Origin of the sequence: Methylobacterium sp. Leaf102, from assembly GCF_001422425.1 — a bacterium.
In the GTDB taxonomy this organism is placed as follows: Bacteria; Pseudomonadota; Alphaproteobacteria; order Rhizobiales; family Beijerinckiaceae; genus Methylobacterium.
In genome coordinates, this window is record NZ_LMMX01000012.1 from 237223 (window position 1) to 253781 (window position 16559).

A 16559-nucleotide genomic window follows, 5' to 3' on the forward strand; every position below is an offset into this window, starting at 1 on the left:
GGACCAGGATCGTCACGGCGAATCCCGTTCCGTCACGTCTCGTCACGCCGTCGCGCATCACTGGTTGACGCCTGCGCTCGCCGCCCGACGCGCCTGGAGGGCGTTCTCGAAGCTGCGCACCGCACGGGCGAACTTGTCCCGGCATTCGGGATTGCAGAAGCCCACGACGGCGCCGTTGTAGAGGGTCAATGCATCGGCCGAAATCGGCTTGCCCGACCAGGGGCAGACGTCGTTGACCGCGTCCGCGAGGCGCAGCGGTGTGTTCGACGTGTCGGGCGTGGCGTTGGGCATGCGGCTTTCGAACGAACGAGGGATCGACGCCCTCTACCCCAACGCGAATCTCGCCCGAGGGCGCATCGCGCTGTCGGGCGTTGACCTCCGGCCTCATGGGGCCGGTCGGCGTTCGTGCTGACGATCGGATCGTCGGAATCGATTGGGCTCGGTTAGGACGCCGACACCCGCGAGTCAAGTTTCTCAAACGGTGGAGCGGGTTCTGACCGTGAACAGATCGGCTTCCTACGGTCCGCAGAATGCATGCCCCCTCCCCCGAAGCCCCGGCGAACATGGTACGTGCGCCGGCATCGCTCTCGCACAGGCTGGCCTCGCCGAGGCGTTCTGACGTAAAGGCTCGGCCTCCCGCCCGGCCCCTCACCTCTCGGACGCGCGCCATGAAGATCGACGGCCAGCCCTACCGCACCATCTTCCCCGATGCCGACGGCGCCGCCGTGCAGGTGATCGACCAGACCCGACTGCCCTTCGCGTTCGAACTGAAGCGTCTCGCCTCCATGCACGAGGCCGGCACCGCCATCCGCACCATGGTGGTGCGCGGCGCGCCCCTCATCGGCGTGGCGGCGGCCTACGGCCTGGCGCTCGGCCTCGCCGAGGATTCGTCCGATGCCGGCATCGAGCGGGCGGTGGAGTTCCTCGCCGACACGCGCCCCACGGCCATCAACCTGCGCTGGGCGCTCGACCGGGTCGCGGCCAAGCTGCGCACGGTGCCGGAGACCGAGCGCGCCGCCTTCGCGTTCGCCGAGGCCGGGCGCATCGCCGAGGAGGATGTGGAGAGCTGCCACGCCATCGGGGTGCACGGCGCCAAGATCCTGGCCGATCTCCACGCCAGGACCGGCCGCACCGTCAACGTCCTGACCCATTGCAACGCCGGCTGGCTCGCCACCGTCGATTGGGGCACGGCGCTCGCCCCCATCTACGTCGCGCACGATGCCGGCGTGCCGGTCCACGTGTTCGTGGACGAGACCCGGCCGCGCAACCAGGGCGCGGCGCTCACGGCCTTCGAGCTCAACGCCCACGGCGTGCCCCACACGGTCATCGCCGACAATGCCGGCGGCCATCTCATGCAGCACGGCCGCATCGACCTCTGCATCGTCGGCTCCGACCGCACCACGGCCTCGGGGGACGTCTGCAACAAGATCGGCACCTACCTGAAGGCCCTGGCGGCCTCCGACAACGGCATCCCGTTCTACGCCGCCCTGCCGTTCTCGACCATCGACTGGACCCTCGACAACGGCGTGGCCCAGATCCCCATCGAGGAGCGCGACGGCCGCGAGGTCTCGCACCTCACCGGCCGCCTCCCCGACGGCGCCTTCGCGACCATCGAGGTGGTGTCTCCCGGCAGCCCCGTGGCGAACCCCGCCTTCGACGTCACCCCGGCCCGCCTGGTGACGGGCATCATCACCGAGCGCGGCGTGGCGCGCGCGAGCGCGGACGGGTTGCTGTCCCTGTATCCAGAGCGGCGGGCGGCGGCGTAGACGCCCTCAACTCTCGTCTTCGGCCTGATTTCTGGGCGTCAGACCAAGAAAAACGACGAGCGCACGATCGAGCCGAACGCTGTCCACGGCGTCGAGCGTCCCGCGACGCCGTCCAAGCTTCGATTTCGGAACGGTCGTGATTTTGTCGACCATCAGACGGGATACAGCGCGCAGGCCGTTGCTGGGATTCGGCATCACGGCGAGACGGATAAGGGGCACATCTGTCGGGTCGGTCGTGAACGCACAGATCGTGATGGAGTCGGTCGCGTCGAACCGATCCTCTTGAAGGATGACGACGGGTCGGGGTTTTCCAGCATAGTCCTTTCCGCCCGAGACGGTCCAGATCTCGCCGCGTTTCACGCATCGTCCCAGCGCGAGACCGAATCGATGAAATCCTGGTCGTCGGCTGCCTCCGCACTCGATGCAACGGCCGCGGCCTGCCGATGGGCTTCCGCTTCGAAGGCGGCCGCACGCGGATCGGGGACCCAGATCCGCACCGGCCGCAACCCCTGACGGCGGAGCCGATCGTGACGCTCCCGGATCGTCTCCGTGGTGCGTTCGGTCTTCGAAGCAACACTCACGTTCCATCTCCCCTGAAGACATCGAGTGTGCGCCGCCTCGACGTGAATGCCAAGGCACACGATTGGTCGGAGAGACACACGACGCAACAGGCCGCCTCCGCGCTCAGTGAACGGGCGCCCACTGCCAGAACACCGACCCGGTGAACTCGAACACCTTGGTGCCGTGCTGGTTCACCGCCGTGTTGTGGTGGGTCGCGAGGCCCCAGCCGGGGCGGGAGGCCGATCGGCGCTTGGCCGTGAGGGCGCAGGCATACCGCAGGGTGTCGCCGGCATAGACCGGGGCGAGCCAGCGCATGTCGCGGAATCCCGGCGAGGGTCCGAGCTGCGGCACCGGGCCCGACCGGGCGGAGAGCGCCATGTCGCGGGCGCGGGTGATGTGGAGGCGCTTCATCCAGACGGCGGCCGTGTGCCAGCCGGATGCGCAGAGCGCGCCGAAATGGGTCTCCCGAGCCGCGGCCGGATCGAGGTGGAAGGCCTGCGGATCGTAGGCCTTCGCATAGGCCACAATTGCTTCGGGCGTGAAGAGGTGATGCCCGAGGTCGCGGGCGACCCCGATGGGGGCATCCGCGAGGAAATCGAGCTGCACCGCGTCGGTCCCCTCCGCGGGTGCGCTCGGCTCGATGGGATTGACCACACGCGGCGGCAGCGGCGTGGCCCCCCGGCGGGCGAACATCACCGTGAAGGCCTGGGTCATCACCGCCTCGTCGCGGCCGTTGCGCAGGGTCAGGTCGAACCGCACGAAGCCGCGGTCGGGCTTGGTGTTCGAGGCCCGGCAACTGTCGACCTTCACGGAGATGCCGAGGGTATCCCCTGGCAGCACCGGCCGCAGCCAGCGCAGCTGCAGGACACCGGGCGAGCCCATGGAGGTCGCGCCCCGGAAGACGTGCTTCTGCAGGAGCCGCATGCCGAAGCCGGCGCTCTGCCAGCCCGAGCCGATGAGCTGCCCGACGAAAGTCGCCTCGGCCGCCGTCTCGTCGAGGTGGAACGGCTGCGGATCGAACTCGCGCGCGAAGGCGACGAGCTCCTCGCGGGTCACGGTGATCGGCCCGCCCTCGATGACGGCGCCGGGGGTGAAATCCTCGAAAGCGATACCGGTCATGCGCCCGCTCAGTTGGCGAAGCGGAAGTGCAGCACGTCGCCGTCCTGGACCACGTACTCCTTGCCCTCGAGACGAAACTTGCCGGCCTCCTTGGCGCCGCTCTCGCCCTTGAGGGCGACGTAGTCGGCGAACGCGATGGTCTCGGAACGGATGAAGCCCTTCTCGAAGTCCGTGTGAATCACGCCCGCCGCCGCCGGCGCCCGCGTGCCCTTCTCGATGGTCCAGGCGCGTGCCTCCTTCGGGCCGACCGTGAAGTAGGTGATGAGGCCGAGAAGCTCGTAGCCGGCGCGGATGACGCGGTTGAGGCCGGGCTCGGCCAGACCCACGGCCTCGAGAAAGTCGCCCTGATCGGCGACCGGCATCACCGCGATCTCGCTCTCGATCTTGGCCGAGACCACGACCGCCTTGGCGCCCTCGGCCTTGGCCTGCGCCAGCACCGCGTCGGAATAGGCGTTGCCCTTGTCGGCGTCGCCCTCGTCGACGTTGCAGACATAGAGGACGGGTTTGGCCGTCATCAGCCCGAGGGTCTGGAACAGGGCCTCCTCCTCGGGCTTGCGGGGAACAAGGCGCGCCGGCTTGCCCTCGCGCAGGAGCGGCAGGGCGCGATTCACGAGGTCGAGGGCCTCCTTGGCCTCCTTGTCGGCGCCCTTGGCCTTCTTCTCCAGGGCGAACAGGCGCTTCTCCAGGCTGTCGAGGTCGGCGAGCATGAGCTCGGTCTCGATGGTCTCGATATCGGCCTTCGGGTCGACCTTGCCCTCGACGTGGGTCACGTCGCCGTCGGTGAAGCACCGCACCACGTGGGCGATGGCATCGACTTCGCGAATGTTGGCGAGGAACTGGTTGCCGAGGCCCTCGCCCTTCGAGGCGCCGCGCACGAGGCCGGCGATGTCCACGAAGGTAAGCCGCGTCGGGATGATCTCCTTCGAGGCGGCGATCTTCGCCAGATCGTCGAGGCGCGTATCCGGCACCGCCACCTCGCCGACATTCGGCTCGATGGTGCAGAACGGATAGTTCGCCGCCTGCGCCGCCGCCGTCTGCGTCAGCGCGTTGAACAGGGTCGACTTGCCGACGTTCGGCAGGCCGACGATACCGCACTTGAAGCCCATGATGTCAGTTCCGTTGAAACACGTCGTTTGGCGACGCTTGAAAGGGATCGATGAGGGTCAGCCCCTCGAAAACCGTGCCGTGTCCCATATCCTCGGTGAGGAAGAACCGGCAGCCGGCCAGCGAAGCACCTGCCACGAGCAGGCAGTCGAACCATTGATATCCAAGCCGGTTTCGGACGGACCATGCCAATTCCACGTCCTCCTCCGAGATCGGACGATCGCCCCAGCTTCGCAGGGCCGCGATGTCCGAGCGAATGTCGTCCGCTGAGCGATGGCTCTCCTTCTTCAGGAGCCACCGAGTCAGTTCGTTGAGAACCTGAAGATTGGTGCGCGCCCGCCCGCTCGCTCCGACCGTTCCAAGCCAGGAGCGAGCCCGCTCGCGCTTCGTCGCATTGCGGTCGTCTCGTGCGTAGATGAGAACGTTCGTATCGATGAAAACGAGATCAGTCGTAGAGATCATCGCGTGAAGGAGCCTTCCCGTTCTCATCGGTGAGGGGGAGAAGGGGCCCGGCCAGGAATTGCTCGAGCGCTTCGAGCTGATTGAGCGGACGTCCAACTCGGACTTCGACCGTCTCGGCGATGAATTTCGACAAGCTCTTACCGTCCCGCGCCGCCGCCACACGAGCGCGTTGCAGAACCGCGTCGTCCATTGTCACCGTGACATTCTTCATCGCCCGCTCCCCAGTTCCGCACCCGATATCGTGTCCCCGTGTTTTCGTGTCAATTCGCAGCCTCAAGCGGGCTTGCCCGAACTCGCCCGTTCGCCGACGCCCTTGACGTCGTCCCAGCCGCGCCCCGCCATGGCGAGGTGAACCTTGTTCTGGAAGCTCGCATCCTCGCCCGCCGCCAGCACGGCGATGTGGTCGGCGATGGCCCGGTTGAGATCGTCGAGCCAGGGCCCCTCGTCCTTGCCGAAATCGTTGAGCACGTAGGCGTGGACCAGGGCCTTGTCGCCCGGATGCCCGATGCCGAGGCGGACCCGGTGATAGTCGTTGCCGCATTGGGCCGTGATCGAGCGCAGGCCGTTATGCCCGGCATTGCCGCCGCCGAGCTTCACCCGGACCTTGGCCGGGGCGAGGTCGAGTTCATCGTGCAGCACGATCACGCTGCCGAGGGGGATCTTGAAGAAGCGCTGCACCTCGGCGACGGACCGGCCCGAGTCGTTCATGAAGGTCTGCGGCTTGAGCAGGACCGCGCGCTCGGTTCCCAGGACCGCCTCTGCGATCTCACCCTGGAACTTCTTCCGCCACGGACCGGCCCGGTGCACCCGCGCGATCTCGTCGAGGGCGAGGAAGCCGATGTTGTGGCGGTTGCGGGCGTAGCGGGCGCCCGGATTTCCGAGGCCGACGATCAGGCGCATGGCGCGACGTTTCCTGCCGAACGAGGGAGAACCGGACCAGCGAGGGAGTCTGGGAACAGGTGAAAAGGGTCTGGAAACAGGAATGCCCCGACCTCGCGGCCGGGGCATCCTCAGGGACGTGAAACCGGGGGGAGCCCCAGGTCTCAGTCCTCCTTCTTCTCGTCCTCGGCGGCCTCCGCGGCCTCCTCGATCTTCTCTTCGGCGGCTTCGGCCGACTGGGCCTCGGCAATGGCGGCCTCCTCGGCCTCCACCTCGGCGCCGAGCACCGTCGGCGGCACGACGTTGGCGACGGTGGCGTCGGGTTCACCCGTAAAGGTGGCGCCAGCCGGCAGCTTGACGTCGGCGATGTGGATGGCGTCGCCGATCTCGCGGCCGGTCAGGTCGATCTCGACGGCCTCGGGGATCGCATCGGGGGCGACTTCGAGGGCCAGGGTGTGCAGCACGATGTTGAGGGTGCCGCCGCGCTGTTTGATGCCGGGGGCCGCGTCCTCGTTGATGAAGTGCACCGGCACCTCGACGGTGATGGACTGGCCGGCGACGACGCGCAGGAAGTCGACATGCAGCGGCACGCCGTTGACCGGGTCGAGCTGGAAGTCGCGCGGGATCGCACGGGTCTTCTTGCCGCCGGCGTTGATCTCGAACAGCGTGGTCTTGAAACCGCCGGCGTAGATCAGGGTGCGGGTGCGGATGAGGTCGATGGCGATGGCCTGCGGGGCCTGGCCGCCGCCGTAGATGACGGCGGGAACTTGGCCCTGGCGACGAACGGCCCGGGCGGCCCCCTTGCCGACCCGGTCGCGTGCCACGGCCTCAAGCGTCTTGACTGCGCTCATGGCGTGATCCTTCAAAGATTGAAACAAGCCGGGGAACAACGAAAGGCCGCCCGAAACGGACGGCCACACCGAACCCCGATTCGCGCCCGTGCCTCCAAGGGTGTCTGGCGGGCGCGGGTTGCCTATAGCCTGGGGGGCGCCCGGGTTCAAGGACCCGCCCCGCACGACGCCGGATGGACAGTGGCCCCCGGATGGACGCGAACGCGTCGGCTTCAGGCGAAGGTGCCGGGGGCAGCGCCGCCCGGACTTCTTCTGTCGACGCCGTTCGGATAAGCCTCACCGAGATCCTGGAGAGGCCCCGCGATGTTCCCCAAGCCCCACGCCGCGCTCGTGCCGAACACCTTCGCGTTCGAGGAACTGCCGCTGGTCAAGCCGACGGGGTTTCGCGAATACGATGCACGCTGGCTGTTCCCGCAGGACATCAACCTGATGGGCGTGCAGGCGCTGGGCCTCGGCATCGGCACCCTCGTGCACGAGATGGGCGTGCGCCCCGACATCGTCACGGGCCACGATTTCCGGGCCTACTCGTCCTCCATCAAGCTCGCCCTCATCGCCGGCATGCAGGCGGCGGGCCTGCGGGTGAAGGATGTCGGCCTCGCCCTGTCCCCCATGGCGTATTTCGGGCAGTTCGCCCTCGATTGCCCGTGCGTGGCCATGGTCACCGCCTCGCACAACGACAACGGCTGGACCGGCGTGAAGATGGGCGCCAACCGGCCCATGACCTTCGGCCCCGAGGAGATGGGCCGCCTGAAGGAGATCGTGCTGGGTGGAACCTACCGCTACCGGGATGGGGGCGCCTACGAGTTCGTCGAGGGGTTTTCGCAGGTCTACCTCGCCGATCTGAAGGCGCGGGCGAAACCGATCTCGCGAAAACTCAAAGTGGTGGCCGCCTGCGGCAACGGCACGGCCGGAGCCTTCGCGCCGCAACTTCTCGAGGCCCTGGGCGTCGAGGTGATCCCCCTCGATGTCGACCCGGACTACACCTTCCCACGCTACAACCCGAACCCCGAGGACATGGCGATGCTGCACGCCATCGCGGCGCGCGTGAAGGAGACGGGGGCGGATGTCGGCCTCGGCTTCGACGGCGACGGCGACCGCTGCGGCGTGGTCGACGACGAGGGCGCGGAAATCTTCGCCGACAAGATCGGCGTCATGCTCGCCCGCGACCTCGGCAAGCTGCATCCCGGTGCCACCTTCGTGGTCGACGTGAAGTCGACGGGGCTCTACCACACCGACCCCGAGCTCCAGGCGCTGGCGATCCGGACGGATTACTGGAAGACGGGGCATTCCTACATCAAGCGCCGGGTCAACGAACTCGGGGCGCTTGCCGGCTTCGAGAAGTCGGGGCACTTCTTCTTCAACGAACCGATCGGGCGCGGCTACGACGACGGACTGCTCACCGCCATCGCGGTGATCGAGATGCTCGACCGCAATCCAGAGCGTTCCATGGCCGACCTCTACCGGGCACTGCCGAAGACCTGGGGCTCGCCGACCATGTCGCCCCATTGCGCCGACGAGGTGAAGTACGGGGTGGTCGAGGCCGTGACCGCGCGGTTCCGGGCGATGTTGGACGCGGGCGAGACCCTCGCGGGCGCCAGGATCACGGACCTCGTCACCGTCAACGGCGTCCGTGTCGCGACCGAGGACGGCACCTGGGGACTGGTGCGGGCCTCGTCGAACAAACCCGAACTCGTGGTGGTGATCGAGAGCCCGATCTCGGAGGATCGCCTCCACGCCATGTTCGCGGCGGTGGACGGGGTGCTGCGCGAGAACGACGGGGTCGGCGCCTACAACCAGACCCTCTGAGGAAGCGAAGGGGGAAGGCGGTCTACTTCCCGCCGACCGCCATGGCACGGCGGGCTTCGGCCTGGCCGCTGACTTCGCCGAAATAGCGCGTCGAGTCGCCGAGCTGCGCCGAGGGCTGGCAATTGGGCGTGCACGAATACGATTCGCGCTCCAGGCCACGCTGCACCGTGACGACGGCGGCCTGGGGCGCCTGCACGCTGATGGTGGATTCGGCCAGCATGTTGCCGCCGCGGTCGAGGGCGATGAGGTTGGTCGAGCCGAAGCTCTTGCCCGTGAGGATGAGGACGCCGTTCTTCTGAAGGGACACGTCGGCGATGATCGGATTGCCGACGATGACCGTCTGTGTGTTCTCCGGCAAGCGGATCACCTTGGCGTTGTCCACCGTCACCGTCACCAAAGTCGGCGCCTGCGCGGCGGCCGGTCCGAGGGCGGCGGCGAGCAGAAGGGCGGCGAACAACGGAACCACCGCATGGGACGCGGTGGATCGGAAAGCTGGGAAACGGTCGTCCATGGGGATCACTCGTGCCTGGGGACCGCACCCGCGCGGATTGGAGCGGCGGTCGACCGCGTTCGTCGAGCCGACGGATCACCAAAACACAGGGAGGGTAAACAGGCCCCTAAGGACGGGCCGTGACCGGGCACGACACCGGCGAACCGCCTCCTCCATCGTCTTCGCAGACGGTCTAGTCTTTACGATAGCTTTACCATGCTGCGATCGGACCGGACGAGCCCAGGTTTCGGCGACTCGTTTAACCGATTTGCAACGCGGGACGGGCAATGTCGTTTCTGTCGCCGGACGAAACGTGACGATCTTCGACGGCACCTGATTTCTTCTCGGTCGAACAAGGATCCTGCGTCATGACGAACATCTTCAAGCGTTTTGCCTCCGACGAGTCCGGCGCCACCGCCATCGAGTACGGCCTCATCGCCTCGCTCATCGCGGTTGCGATCATCGCCTCGCTCAGCACGGTTTCTTCGTCGATCAAGACAACGTTCACGAGCATCGGCACTGGCCTCGATACTGCGAGAACAACCGCCACTACCAAATAATCACAGTAGACAGATCGACGATTTCGTTAAAACCGTAAATCGAAACGTGGATCCTAACCTCCACGATGTCGAGCACGAAGATCGAAGGGCTTGAAGGAGGCGTGATGACCGGTCACGCCTCCTCCCTTTTCGCGGGTCCGCCATCCGGTGGACTTCACGAAGCTTCCGCAACGCCGTGGTTCTCGAACTCGAGGGCCTGCGGCGTTCGACACGCCTCATGACTCACTCTCATCCCGGAAGCTTCACCATGGCCGCCGCGAGCGTTCTGATCGTCTTCCCGTTCCTGATGGTCTACGCTGCCGTCAACGATCTGTTGACGATGCTGATCCCGAACCGGGTCATGCTCGCGCTCGTAGCCGGCTTCGTTGTCATCGCGGCGAGCTTCGGGTTGGGATGGACCGAGTTGGCATTCCATGTGGGGGCCGGCGCACTCGTCCTTGCTGCAACCTTTACCCTATTCGCCCTCGGGCATATCGGCGGCGGCGACGCAAAGCTCGCGGCGGGCACCGCCCTTTGGATCGGCTTCGACCATCTGCTCGATTACTTCACCCTCGCGGCCCTGGCGGGCGGCGTGCTCACGGTGGCGATTCTCGCCCTGCGCTCGCAGCCCCTGCCGGTGTTCGTCGGGTCGACCCTGTCGCGCATGCCGTTCCTCCTCCACCTCCACGACAAGCGCACGGGCGTACCCTACGGTATCGCGCTGGCCTTCGCGGCGGTGATGGTCCTGCCCGAGACGGCGATCTGGACGCGGGCCCTCGGTCTTTGATCGACGCGGACGAACGGCAGCGCCTTCGCGGTGACCGGCGGACCACGCAATCCATCAGGAAGTCTTAACCCTAATTTGAGGAATCCGGGACCATCGTGACGGGGCGCGGCACTCGGCCGTCCCACAGGTTCATCCCCGGCAATGAAACCCGCCCGCCTTGCCGTCCTCGCCATCGCCCTGGTCACCGGCGGCCTCGCCGCCTACCTGATGAGCGGCGACGACAAACCCCCGGCTCCCGTGATCCTGGCGGCGCCGCCGCCGCCGGTCCTGCCGACGACCGACGTGCTCGTGGCCGCGGCCGAGCTGCCGATGGGGCAAAGCCTCCAGGCAGCGGATCTGCGCTGGCAGCCCTGGCCCGATCAGGCCATCACGCCCGGCTACATCACCCGCACCAGCCAGCCCAAGGGCCTGGAAGACATCACAGGTTCCATCGCCCGCTCCGGGTTCCTCTCCGGCGAGCCGATCCGGCCCCAGAAGCTCGCCCGCTCGGACGGTGGGTTCATGGCCGCCATCCTGCCATCCGGCATGCGCGCCGTGGCCATCGTCACCGATTCGCGGGGATCGAGTTCCGCCGGCGGCTTCATCCTGCCCAACGACCACGTCGACCTCATCCGAACCTACCGCGACGAGGAGGCCATGCAGGCCGGTGGGTCCGAGACACAGATCTCGGAGACCATCCTCACGGACATCCGCGTGCTCGCCGTCGGCCAGATCGTCCAGGAAAAGAACGGCAGCAACGTCGTGACCGGCGAGACCACGACCCTCGCCCTGACGCCGGCGCAAGCCGAGATCGTCACCCTGGCCCAGAAGGTCGGCCAGCTCTCCCTGTCCCTGCGCAGCCTCGTCGATTCCGGGCGCACCACCGAGGTGGCGCCGGACACCCGCGGCGAGGGTGGCGTGACGGTCGTGCGCTTCGGCGTCTCCAAGCAACAGTCGCGGCGCTGATGGCTCCGGCGAACGCGATGACAGGGGTTTCACCGATGATTGTCCGATCCCGGAGCGCCACCCGCCAACTGCCGATCCTGGTGGTGCCGGTCCTTGCGAGCCTCCTCGCCGGTCCGGTCACGGCTCGGCCGGTGCCCGACCTCGCTCCGGCGCCCGTGCTCGCCGTGGGCTCGAACGAGGCCGCGACCTCGCGCAAGATCGAGCTGACCATGGGCCGCTCCATCGTCATCGACCTGCCGCGCGACGCCAAGGAGGTGTTCGTCGCCAACCCGAAGGTCGCCAACGCCGTCGTGCGCTCGACCCGCAAGGTGTTCGTCATCGGCATGGAGGACGGCGCCACCTCGATCTTCATCATGGACGGCGAAGGCCGACAGATCACCGCCCTCGACGTCACCGTGGCGCGCGACCTCCAGCTCGGCGCCCTGCGCCAGATCCTGACGCAGAGCATCGCGAATGCCCGGTTCGACATCCGCACCGCCGGCAGCTCGATCATCCTGTCCGGCAGCGTCAACTCCGCGGCGGAAGCCTCCCAGGCCATCGACATCGCCAACGCCTTCGTGGGCCAGTCCGGCTCTGCGGGCGCGGGCGGCGCCTCGGCGGGCGCCGCCGCGGGCAGCACCCCGACCCGAGGCACGGTGATCAACAACATCACCATCCGGGGCCGCGATCAGGTGATGCTGCGCGTGACCGTGGTCGAGGTCGCCCGCACGGTGCTGAAGCAGTTCGGCGTCAATATCAGCGGCAACTGGTCGGGGTTGAACCTCGTCAACACGGCACCCCTGGCCCTTAACGGGGGATCTTTTCCAAGCGGGAACGCCTTGACCGGCACCGTCACCGGAACGGGCGGCGCCAGCCTGTCGGCGACCCTCCGGGCGTTCGAGCAGGCGGGCGTCTCCCGCGTACTGGCCGAACCGACCCTCACGGCGATCTCGGGCGAATCGGCGAAGTTCACCGCCGGCGGCCAGATCCCGGTGCCGGCGACCCTCGCCTGCGTTCAGGGCACCGGCACGAACCAGATCTGCACCCCTTCCATCGCATTCAAGCCCTACGGCGTCAGCCTGACGTTCACACCCGTGGTGCTGGCCGAGAACCGCATCTCGATCCGCGTCGGCACAGACGTCACCGAGATCGACCAGCAGAATTCCATCAACATCGGTCAGGGCAATTCCAACATTGCCGTGCCGGGTTTCACGGTGCGCAGCTCCGAGACCACCGTCGAGCTCGCCTCCGGCGCCAGCATGATGACCGCCGGCCTGATCCAGCAGCGCAACAAAGCCACCATCTCGGGGCTGCCAGGACTGATCAACCTGCCGATCATCGGTGCCCTGTTCCGGTCGCGCGACTATCAGCGCCAGGAGACGGAGCTGATGATCATGGTCACCCCCTACATCGCCAAGCCGATGGACGCGCGCCAGCCCACGCGGCCAGACGACGGCTTCGTCGACGCCCAGGACGCGCAGGGCATCCTGCTCGGACGCCTGAACCGCCTCTACGGCGTCGCGGGCGCAAGTCCTCTCGGACCGGCCTATCGCGGCCGCGTCGGCTTCATCACCGACTAGTCCTACCCGCTCAAAGACCCGGCCCCCGTTCCGCCAGGACCCCTTCCATGCCCGCGTCTCCCACGCCTAAGTCTTCCACGCTCAAAGCCCTGGCCGCAATCAGCGCCCTGACGGCGCTCCTCGGCGCGTGCCAGAACCGTGCTCCGGCGACGACGGGCTCGCTCTATCCGACGGACTACCGGGCACGGCACCCCATCGCCCTCACGGATGCGGGTCGCAGCCTCGACGTGTTCGTCACCGGCACCGGCCACATCGATCCGCGCCAGGCCGCCGACATCGACGCGTTCCTCGTCGACTTCCGGCGCTACGGCCGCGGCACCCTCGTCCTCGACATGCCGCGGGGCGTCGCCCCCGCCATGGGGGCCGCCGTCGAACGCACGGGCGCGGCCATCCGCCGAATGAGCGCCGAGGGCGGCTTGGCCCCCGGACAACTCGTGGTGACGAGTTACGCGGTCGCAACTCCGACCCTCGTCGCCCCCTTGCGCCTCAGCTTCCAGCGGATGGAGGCCAAGGTCGCGGGCCAGTGCGGATCGTGGCCGCAGGATCTCGGGGTCGGCGACGCCGCCTTCAACGGGCGCAACGAGGCCCATTGGAACTTCGGCTGCTCGACGCAGTCGAACATCGCCGCTCAAGTCGCCGATCCCATCGATCTCGTGCGCGGCCGTCCCGAGGGTCGCATCGACACCGTCCGCCGCACGAAGAACATCGAGAAATTGCGGGCCGGCAATGATCCGTCAATTCCCTGGCGCCAGGATGGCAAGGCCGACGTGAAATCCCAGGTCTCGCAGTAGCCCCCGGCCGCGGCGCCTGCTCCGGGGTGCCGAGTCCGAAGACGTGCCGATCGACCGAAACCCGCGACTCCCGAATGCGCCCTTCGGGGCAACCTGAACCGGAACCAGAGCCATGGTGGACCCGAACCAGACACCCGAGCGCCTCATCGCCCCGGTGCCGCGGATCACGATCCAGGCCTTTTGCGAGACCCAGGACACGGCCGTCGTGATCGAAGCCGCGAGCTCCGACCGGCGGATGCAGAAGGCTCACGTGAAGGTGCAGATGGGCGGCGGTGCCGCCGCCGTCGAAGCCTATCGCCATGCGCCGACCCCGAACGTCATCGTCATCGAGACGCAAGGGGCCAAGTCACGCCCGATCGAATGCCTCGATTCCCTCGCCGAAGTCTGCGACGCCGGCACCAAGGTCATCGTCATCGGCCACGTCAACGACGTGATGCTCTACCGCCAGTTCCTTCAGCGCGGGGTGAGCGAGTACCTCATGGCGCCCGTGGATCCGATCATGCTGATCCAGGCGGTGTCGGACCTGTTCTCGGCCCCGGGCGCCAAGCCCGTCGGCCGCACCATCGCGGTGGTGGGTGCAAAGGGCGGCGTCGGCGCGTCCACCCTCGCCCACAACCTCGCCTGGACCATCGCCCGGGAGCAGGAAACCGCGACGGTGATCGCCGACCTCGATATCGCCTTCGGCACCGCGAGCCTGAACTTCAACCAGGATCCGCCCCAGGGCATCGCCGAAGCGGTGTTCTCGCCCGAGCGCCTCGACGCGAACCTCCTCGACCGCCTGCTGTCGAAATGCGCCGACAACCTCACCCTTCTCGCCGCGCCCGCGACCCTCGACCGGACCATCGACCTGTCGGAGCAGGCCATGGACGCCGTCATCGACCTCCTGCGCAACACGGTCCCGTGCGTCGTCCTCGACGTGCCGCATGTCTGGACCGCCTGGTCGAAACGGCTCCTTGTCTCGGCCGACGAGATCCTGATCGTGAGCGCCCCCGAACTCGCGTCCCTGCGCAACACCAAGAACCTTCTGACCTTGCTCCAGCAGAACCGCCCGAACGACGCCAAGGCGCGCGTCGTCCTCAACGGCGTCGGCATGTCGAAGCGCCCCGAGATCAGCGTCGCCGAGTTCGCCAAGGCCCTCGACGCCCCGATCACCGCGAGCCTGCCCTTCGAGCCCGCCCTGTTCGGAACGGCGGCGAACAACGGCCAGATGATCGCCGAGGTGCAGGCCGGGGCCAAGGTCACGGACGTGTTCTCGGCGCTGGCCGCCACCCTCGTGGGGCGTTCCGAGACGCGGCGCCCGCGCGCGAACCTTCTCGAGCCGCTCCTGGCGCGGCTGCAGCGCCGCAAGGCGTCGTGATGCGCGATCCGCATCGCCGCCCGGTCCCAGCTCCCTCGACCGGAGACATCCCCCATGTTCGGTAGGCGACACGGCTCGGCGGCCGCTCAGGTCGCCCCCATGCACCTCGCCCCGCGTCCAGTCGCGACCCAGCCGATCCACCAGGAACCGGCGGGGCGCCCGCGCGTCGAGGTGCCGGTGCCCGTCCAGCCCGTGGTCGAGGCGGCAAAATCCGAGGATTACTTCCGCACCAAGAGCATGATCTTCGGCGCGCTGATCGAGGCCATCGATCTGGCTCAGCTCGCTCGCCTCGATGCCGAATCCGCCCGTGAGGAAATCCGCGACATCGTCTCGGAGATCATTGGTCTCAAGAACATCGTCCTGTCGATCAACGAGCAGGAAGACCTGCTCGACGACATCTGCAACGACGTCCTCGGCTACGGTCCGCTCGAGCCGCTTCTGATGCGCGACGACATCGCCGACATCATGGTGAACGGCGCCAACCGGGCCTTCATCGAAGTCGGCGGCAAGATCCAGCTCACGGGCGTGCGGTTCCGCGACAATCAGCAGCTCATGAACATCTGCCAGCGGATCGTCAGCCAGGTCGGCCGACGCGTCGATGAGGCCTCGCCGATCTGCGACGCGCGTCTCCCGGACGGCTCGCGCGTCAATATCATCGCGCCGCCGCTGGCCATCGACGGACCGGTGCTGACCATCCGTAAATTCAAGAAGGACAAGCTCACCCTCGACCAGCTCGTCACCTTCGGGGCGATTTCGCCGGAGGGCGCGCGCATCCTGCAGATCATCGGCCGGGTGCGCTGCAACGTCGTCATCTCGGGCGGCACGGGCTCGGGCAAGACCACCCTGCTGAACTGCCTCACGGCCTACATCGACCACGACGAGCGCATCATCACCTGCGAGGACGCGGCCGAGCTGCAGCTCCAGCAGGCCCACGTGGTGCGCCTCGAGACCCGGCCGGCCAACATGGAGGGCTCGGGCCAGGTCACCATGCGCGATCTCGTGAAGAACTGCCTGCGCATGCGGCCGGAACGGATCATCGTCGGCGAGGTTCGCGGCCCGGAGGCCTTCGATCTGCTCCAGGCCATGAACACCGGCCACGACGGCTCGATGGGCACGCTACACGCCAACTCGCCCCGCGAGGCCCTGAGCCGCCTCGAATCGATGATCACCATGGGCGGGTTCACCCTACCGTCGCGGACCCTGCGCGAGATGATCTGCGGCTCCATCGACATCATCGTTCAGGCCACCCGCCTGCGTGACGGTTCGCGGCGCATCACGCACATCACCGAGGTGATGGGGATGGAGGGCGACGTGATCATCACCCAGGATCTGCTCCTCTACGACATCCTCGGCGAGGATCAGAACGGCAAGCTCATCGGGCGGCATCGCTCCACCGGTATCGGGCGGCCGCGTTTCTGGGAACGGGCGCGGTACTACGGCGAGGAGAAGGCCCTGGCCGCGGCCCTCGACGCCGCCGCCGTACTGGAGGAGGGCAGCCTGTGAGGCACCCGTTCTTGAGCGACGGGGTCCGTCGCATCCCCAC

19 protein-coding genes are annotated in these 16559 nt (G+C 67.5%); 9 read left to right on the forward strand and 10 right to left on the reverse strand.

All coding sequences use genetic code 11. The annotated features are described in order from the left end of the window. Positions 1–57: 57 nt before the first annotated feature. The gene (locus ASF27_RS09275) at positions 58–291 is read right to left on the reverse strand and encodes a hypothetical protein (RefSeq protein WP_056170100.1); all 234 of its coding nucleotides are present in this window, start codon (positions 289–291) and stop codon (positions 58–60) included. Between the two features lie 377 nt (positions 292–668). Here ASF27_RS09275 and mtnA point away from each other — a divergent pair, with 377 nt between their 5' ends. Beyond that, positions 669–1766: an S-methyl-5-thioribose-1-phosphate isomerase gene (gene mtnA / locus ASF27_RS09280; RefSeq protein WP_056359494.1), complete on the forward strand. Its 1098-nt coding sequence runs from the start codon at positions 669–671 to the stop codon at positions 1764–1766. Between the two features lie 6 nt (positions 1767–1772). Here the strand turns inward: mtnA and ASF27_RS09285 are convergent, their stop codons facing one another. The 8 genes from ASF27_RS09285 to ASF27_RS09320 all read right to left on the reverse strand — a co-directional run bounded on the left by ASF27_RS09285 (position 1773) and on the right by ASF27_RS09320 (position 6742). Continuing rightward, positions 1773–2126: a type II toxin-antitoxin system PemK/MazF family toxin gene (locus ASF27_RS09285; protein WP_056170106.1), complete on the reverse strand. Its 354-nt coding sequence runs from the start codon at positions 2124–2126 to the stop codon at positions 1773–1775. After that, on the reverse strand, positions 2123–2347 hold the full coding sequence (locus tag ASF27_RS09290) for an antitoxin MazE family protein (protein WP_056170108.1): 225 nt from the start codon (positions 2345–2347) through the stop codon (positions 2123–2125). Before ASF27_RS09290 ends, ASF27_RS09285 begins: the two co-directional genes overlap by 4 nt. 103 nt (positions 2348–2450) lie before the next feature. Continuing rightward, complete coding sequence (locus ASF27_RS09295) at positions 2451–3446, reverse strand: MaoC family dehydratase (RefSeq protein ID WP_056170111.1); 996 nt, start codon at positions 3444–3446, stop codon at positions 2451–2453. 8 nt (positions 3447–3454) lie between these two features. Then, positions 3455–4552: a redox-regulated ATPase YchF gene (ychF, locus tag ASF27_RS09300; protein WP_056260651.1), complete on the reverse strand. Its 1098-nt coding sequence runs from the start codon at positions 4550–4552 to the stop codon at positions 3455–3457. A gap of 4 nt (positions 4553–4556) precedes the next feature. After that, positions 4557–5012, reverse strand: coding sequence for a PIN domain-containing protein (locus ASF27_RS09305; protein WP_056170117.1), 456 nt, complete (start codon positions 5010–5012; stop codon positions 4557–4559). Further along, positions 4996–5223, reverse strand: coding sequence for a hypothetical protein (locus ASF27_RS09310; protein ID WP_056170121.1), 228 nt, complete (start codon positions 5221–5223; stop codon positions 4996–4998). Before ASF27_RS09310 ends, ASF27_RS09305 begins: the two co-directional genes overlap by 17 nt. A gap of 62 nt (positions 5224–5285) precedes the next feature. Beyond that, positions 5286–5912, reverse strand: coding sequence for an aminoacyl-tRNA hydrolase (gene pth / locus ASF27_RS09315; protein WP_056359497.1), 627 nt, complete (start codon positions 5910–5912; stop codon positions 5286–5288). Positions 5913–6055: 143 nt separating this feature from the next. Then, positions 6056–6742, reverse strand: a complete 687-nt coding sequence (locus ASF27_RS09320; RefSeq protein ID WP_056170127.1) for a 50S ribosomal protein L25/general stress protein Ctc — start codon at positions 6740–6742, stop codon at positions 6056–6058. Positions 6743–7045: 303 nt separating this feature from the next. Between ASF27_RS09320 and ASF27_RS09325 the strand changes: the two genes are divergently transcribed. Continuing rightward, a complete protein-coding gene (locus ASF27_RS09325) occupies positions 7046–8548 on the forward strand; it encodes a phosphomannomutase/phosphoglucomutase (protein ID WP_056359500.1) in 1503 nt (500 codons plus the stop codon). A gap of 22 nt (positions 8549–8570) precedes the next feature. On the opposite strand, the gene ASF27_RS09330 is transcribed toward ASF27_RS09325, so the two are convergent. After that, positions 8571–9059: a pilus assembly protein N-terminal domain-containing protein gene (locus tag ASF27_RS09330; RefSeq protein ID WP_056359502.1), complete on the reverse strand. Its 489-nt coding sequence runs from the start codon at positions 9057–9059 to the stop codon at positions 8571–8573. A 347-nt stretch (positions 9060–9406) separates the two neighbouring features. Here ASF27_RS09330 and ASF27_RS09335 point away from each other — a divergent pair, with 347 nt between their 5' ends. The 7 genes from ASF27_RS09335 to ASF27_RS09365 all read left to right on the forward strand — a co-directional run bounded on the left by ASF27_RS09335 (position 9407) and on the right by ASF27_RS09365 (position 16519). Continuing rightward, positions 9407–9598 carry a Flp family type IVb pilin gene (locus ASF27_RS09335; RefSeq protein ID WP_056359506.1) on the forward strand — a complete coding sequence of 64 codons (192 nt, stop codon included), beginning with the start codon at positions 9407–9409 and terminating at the stop codon, positions 9596–9598. Positions 9599–9845: 247 nt separating this feature from the next. Beyond that, the gene (locus ASF27_RS09340; protein ID WP_056359731.1) at positions 9846–10364 is read left to right on the forward strand and encodes a prepilin peptidase; all 519 of its coding nucleotides are present in this window, start codon (positions 9846–9848) and stop codon (positions 10362–10364) included. 141 nt (positions 10365–10505) lie between these two features. Continuing rightward, the gene (cpaB, locus tag ASF27_RS09345; RefSeq protein WP_056304488.1) at positions 10506–11309 is read left to right on the forward strand and encodes a Flp pilus assembly protein CpaB; all 804 of its coding nucleotides are present in this window, start codon (positions 10506–10508) and stop codon (positions 11307–11309) included. 35 nt (positions 11310–11344) lie between these two features. Next, positions 11345–12868 (forward strand): type II and III secretion system protein family protein, encoded by a 1524-nt coding sequence (locus ASF27_RS09350; protein ID WP_056359507.1) that lies wholly within the window; start codon positions 11345–11347, stop codon positions 12866–12868. Between the two features lie 47 nt (positions 12869–12915). Further along, positions 12916–13659: a CpaD family pilus assembly protein gene (locus ASF27_RS09355; protein ID WP_056260666.1), complete on the forward strand. Its 744-nt coding sequence runs from the start codon at positions 12916–12918 to the stop codon at positions 13657–13659. Between the two features lie 112 nt (positions 13660–13771). Continuing rightward, positions 13772–15016 carry an AAA family ATPase gene (locus ASF27_RS09360; protein WP_056359510.1) on the forward strand — a complete coding sequence of 415 codons (1245 nt, stop codon included), beginning with the start codon at positions 13772–13774 and terminating at the stop codon, positions 15014–15016. A 54-nt stretch (positions 15017–15070) separates the two neighbouring features. Then, complete coding sequence (locus tag ASF27_RS09365) at positions 15071–16519, forward strand: CpaF family protein (protein ID WP_056170152.1); 1449 nt, start codon at positions 15071–15073, stop codon at positions 16517–16519. Positions 16520–16559: the final 40 nt, after the last annotated feature.

Coding starts and splice junctions, on each gene's coding strand:
- ASF27_RS09350 (WP_056359507.1), top strand. CDS start 11,345: ATGATTGTCCGATCCCGGAGCGCCACCCGCCAACTGCCGATCCTGGTG.
- ASF27_RS09330 (WP_056359502.1), bottom strand. CDS start 9,059: ATGGACGACCGTTTCCCAGCTTTCCGATCCACCGCGTCCCATGCGGTG.
- ASF27_RS09355 (WP_056260666.1), top strand. CDS start 12,916: ATGCCCGCGTCTCCCACGCCTAAGTCTTCCACGCTCAAAGCCCTGGCC.
- ASF27_RS09365 (WP_056170152.1), top strand. CDS start 15,071: ATGTTCGGTAGGCGACACGGCTCGGCGGCCGCTCAGGTCGCCCCCATG.
- ASF27_RS09340 (WP_056359731.1), top strand. CDS start 9,846: ATGGCCGCCGCGAGCGTTCTGATCGTCTTCCCGTTCCTGATGGTCTAC.
- ASF27_RS09310 (WP_056170121.1), bottom strand. CDS start 5,223: ATGAAGAATGTCACGGTGACAATGGACGACGCGGTTCTGCAACGCGCT.
- ASF27_RS09295 (WP_056170111.1), bottom strand. CDS start 3,446: ATGACCGGTATCGCTTTCGAGGATTTCACCCCCGGCGCCGTCATCGAG.
- ychF (WP_056260651.1), bottom strand. CDS start 4,552: ATGGGCTTCAAGTGCGGTATCGTCGGCCTGCCGAACGTCGGCAAGTCG.
- ASF27_RS09360 (WP_056359510.1), top strand. CDS start 13,772: ATGGTGGACCCGAACCAGACACCCGAGCGCCTCATCGCCCCGGTGCCG.
- ASF27_RS09320 (WP_056170127.1), bottom strand. CDS start 6,742: ATGAGCGCAGTCAAGACGCTTGAGGCCGTGGCACGCGACCGGGTCGGC.
- mtnA (WP_056359494.1), top strand. CDS start 669: ATGAAGATCGACGGCCAGCCCTACCGCACCATCTTCCCCGATGCCGAC.
- ASF27_RS09335 (WP_056359506.1), top strand. CDS start 9,407: ATGACGAACATCTTCAAGCGTTTTGCCTCCGACGAGTCCGGCGCCACC.
- cpaB (WP_056304488.1), top strand. CDS start 10,506: ATGAAACCCGCCCGCCTTGCCGTCCTCGCCATCGCCCTGGTCACCGGC.
- pth (WP_056359497.1), bottom strand. CDS start 5,912: ATGCGCCTGATCGTCGGCCTCGGAAATCCGGGCGCCCGCTACGCCCGC.
- ASF27_RS09305 (WP_056170117.1), bottom strand. CDS start 5,012: ATGATCTCTACGACTGATCTCGTTTTCATCGATACGAACGTTCTCATC.
- ASF27_RS09275 (WP_056170100.1), bottom strand. CDS start 291: ATGCCCAACGCCACGCCCGACACGTCGAACACACCGCTGCGCCTCGCG.
- ASF27_RS09325 (WP_056359500.1), top strand. CDS start 7,046: ATGTTCCCCAAGCCCCACGCCGCGCTCGTGCCGAACACCTTCGCGTTC.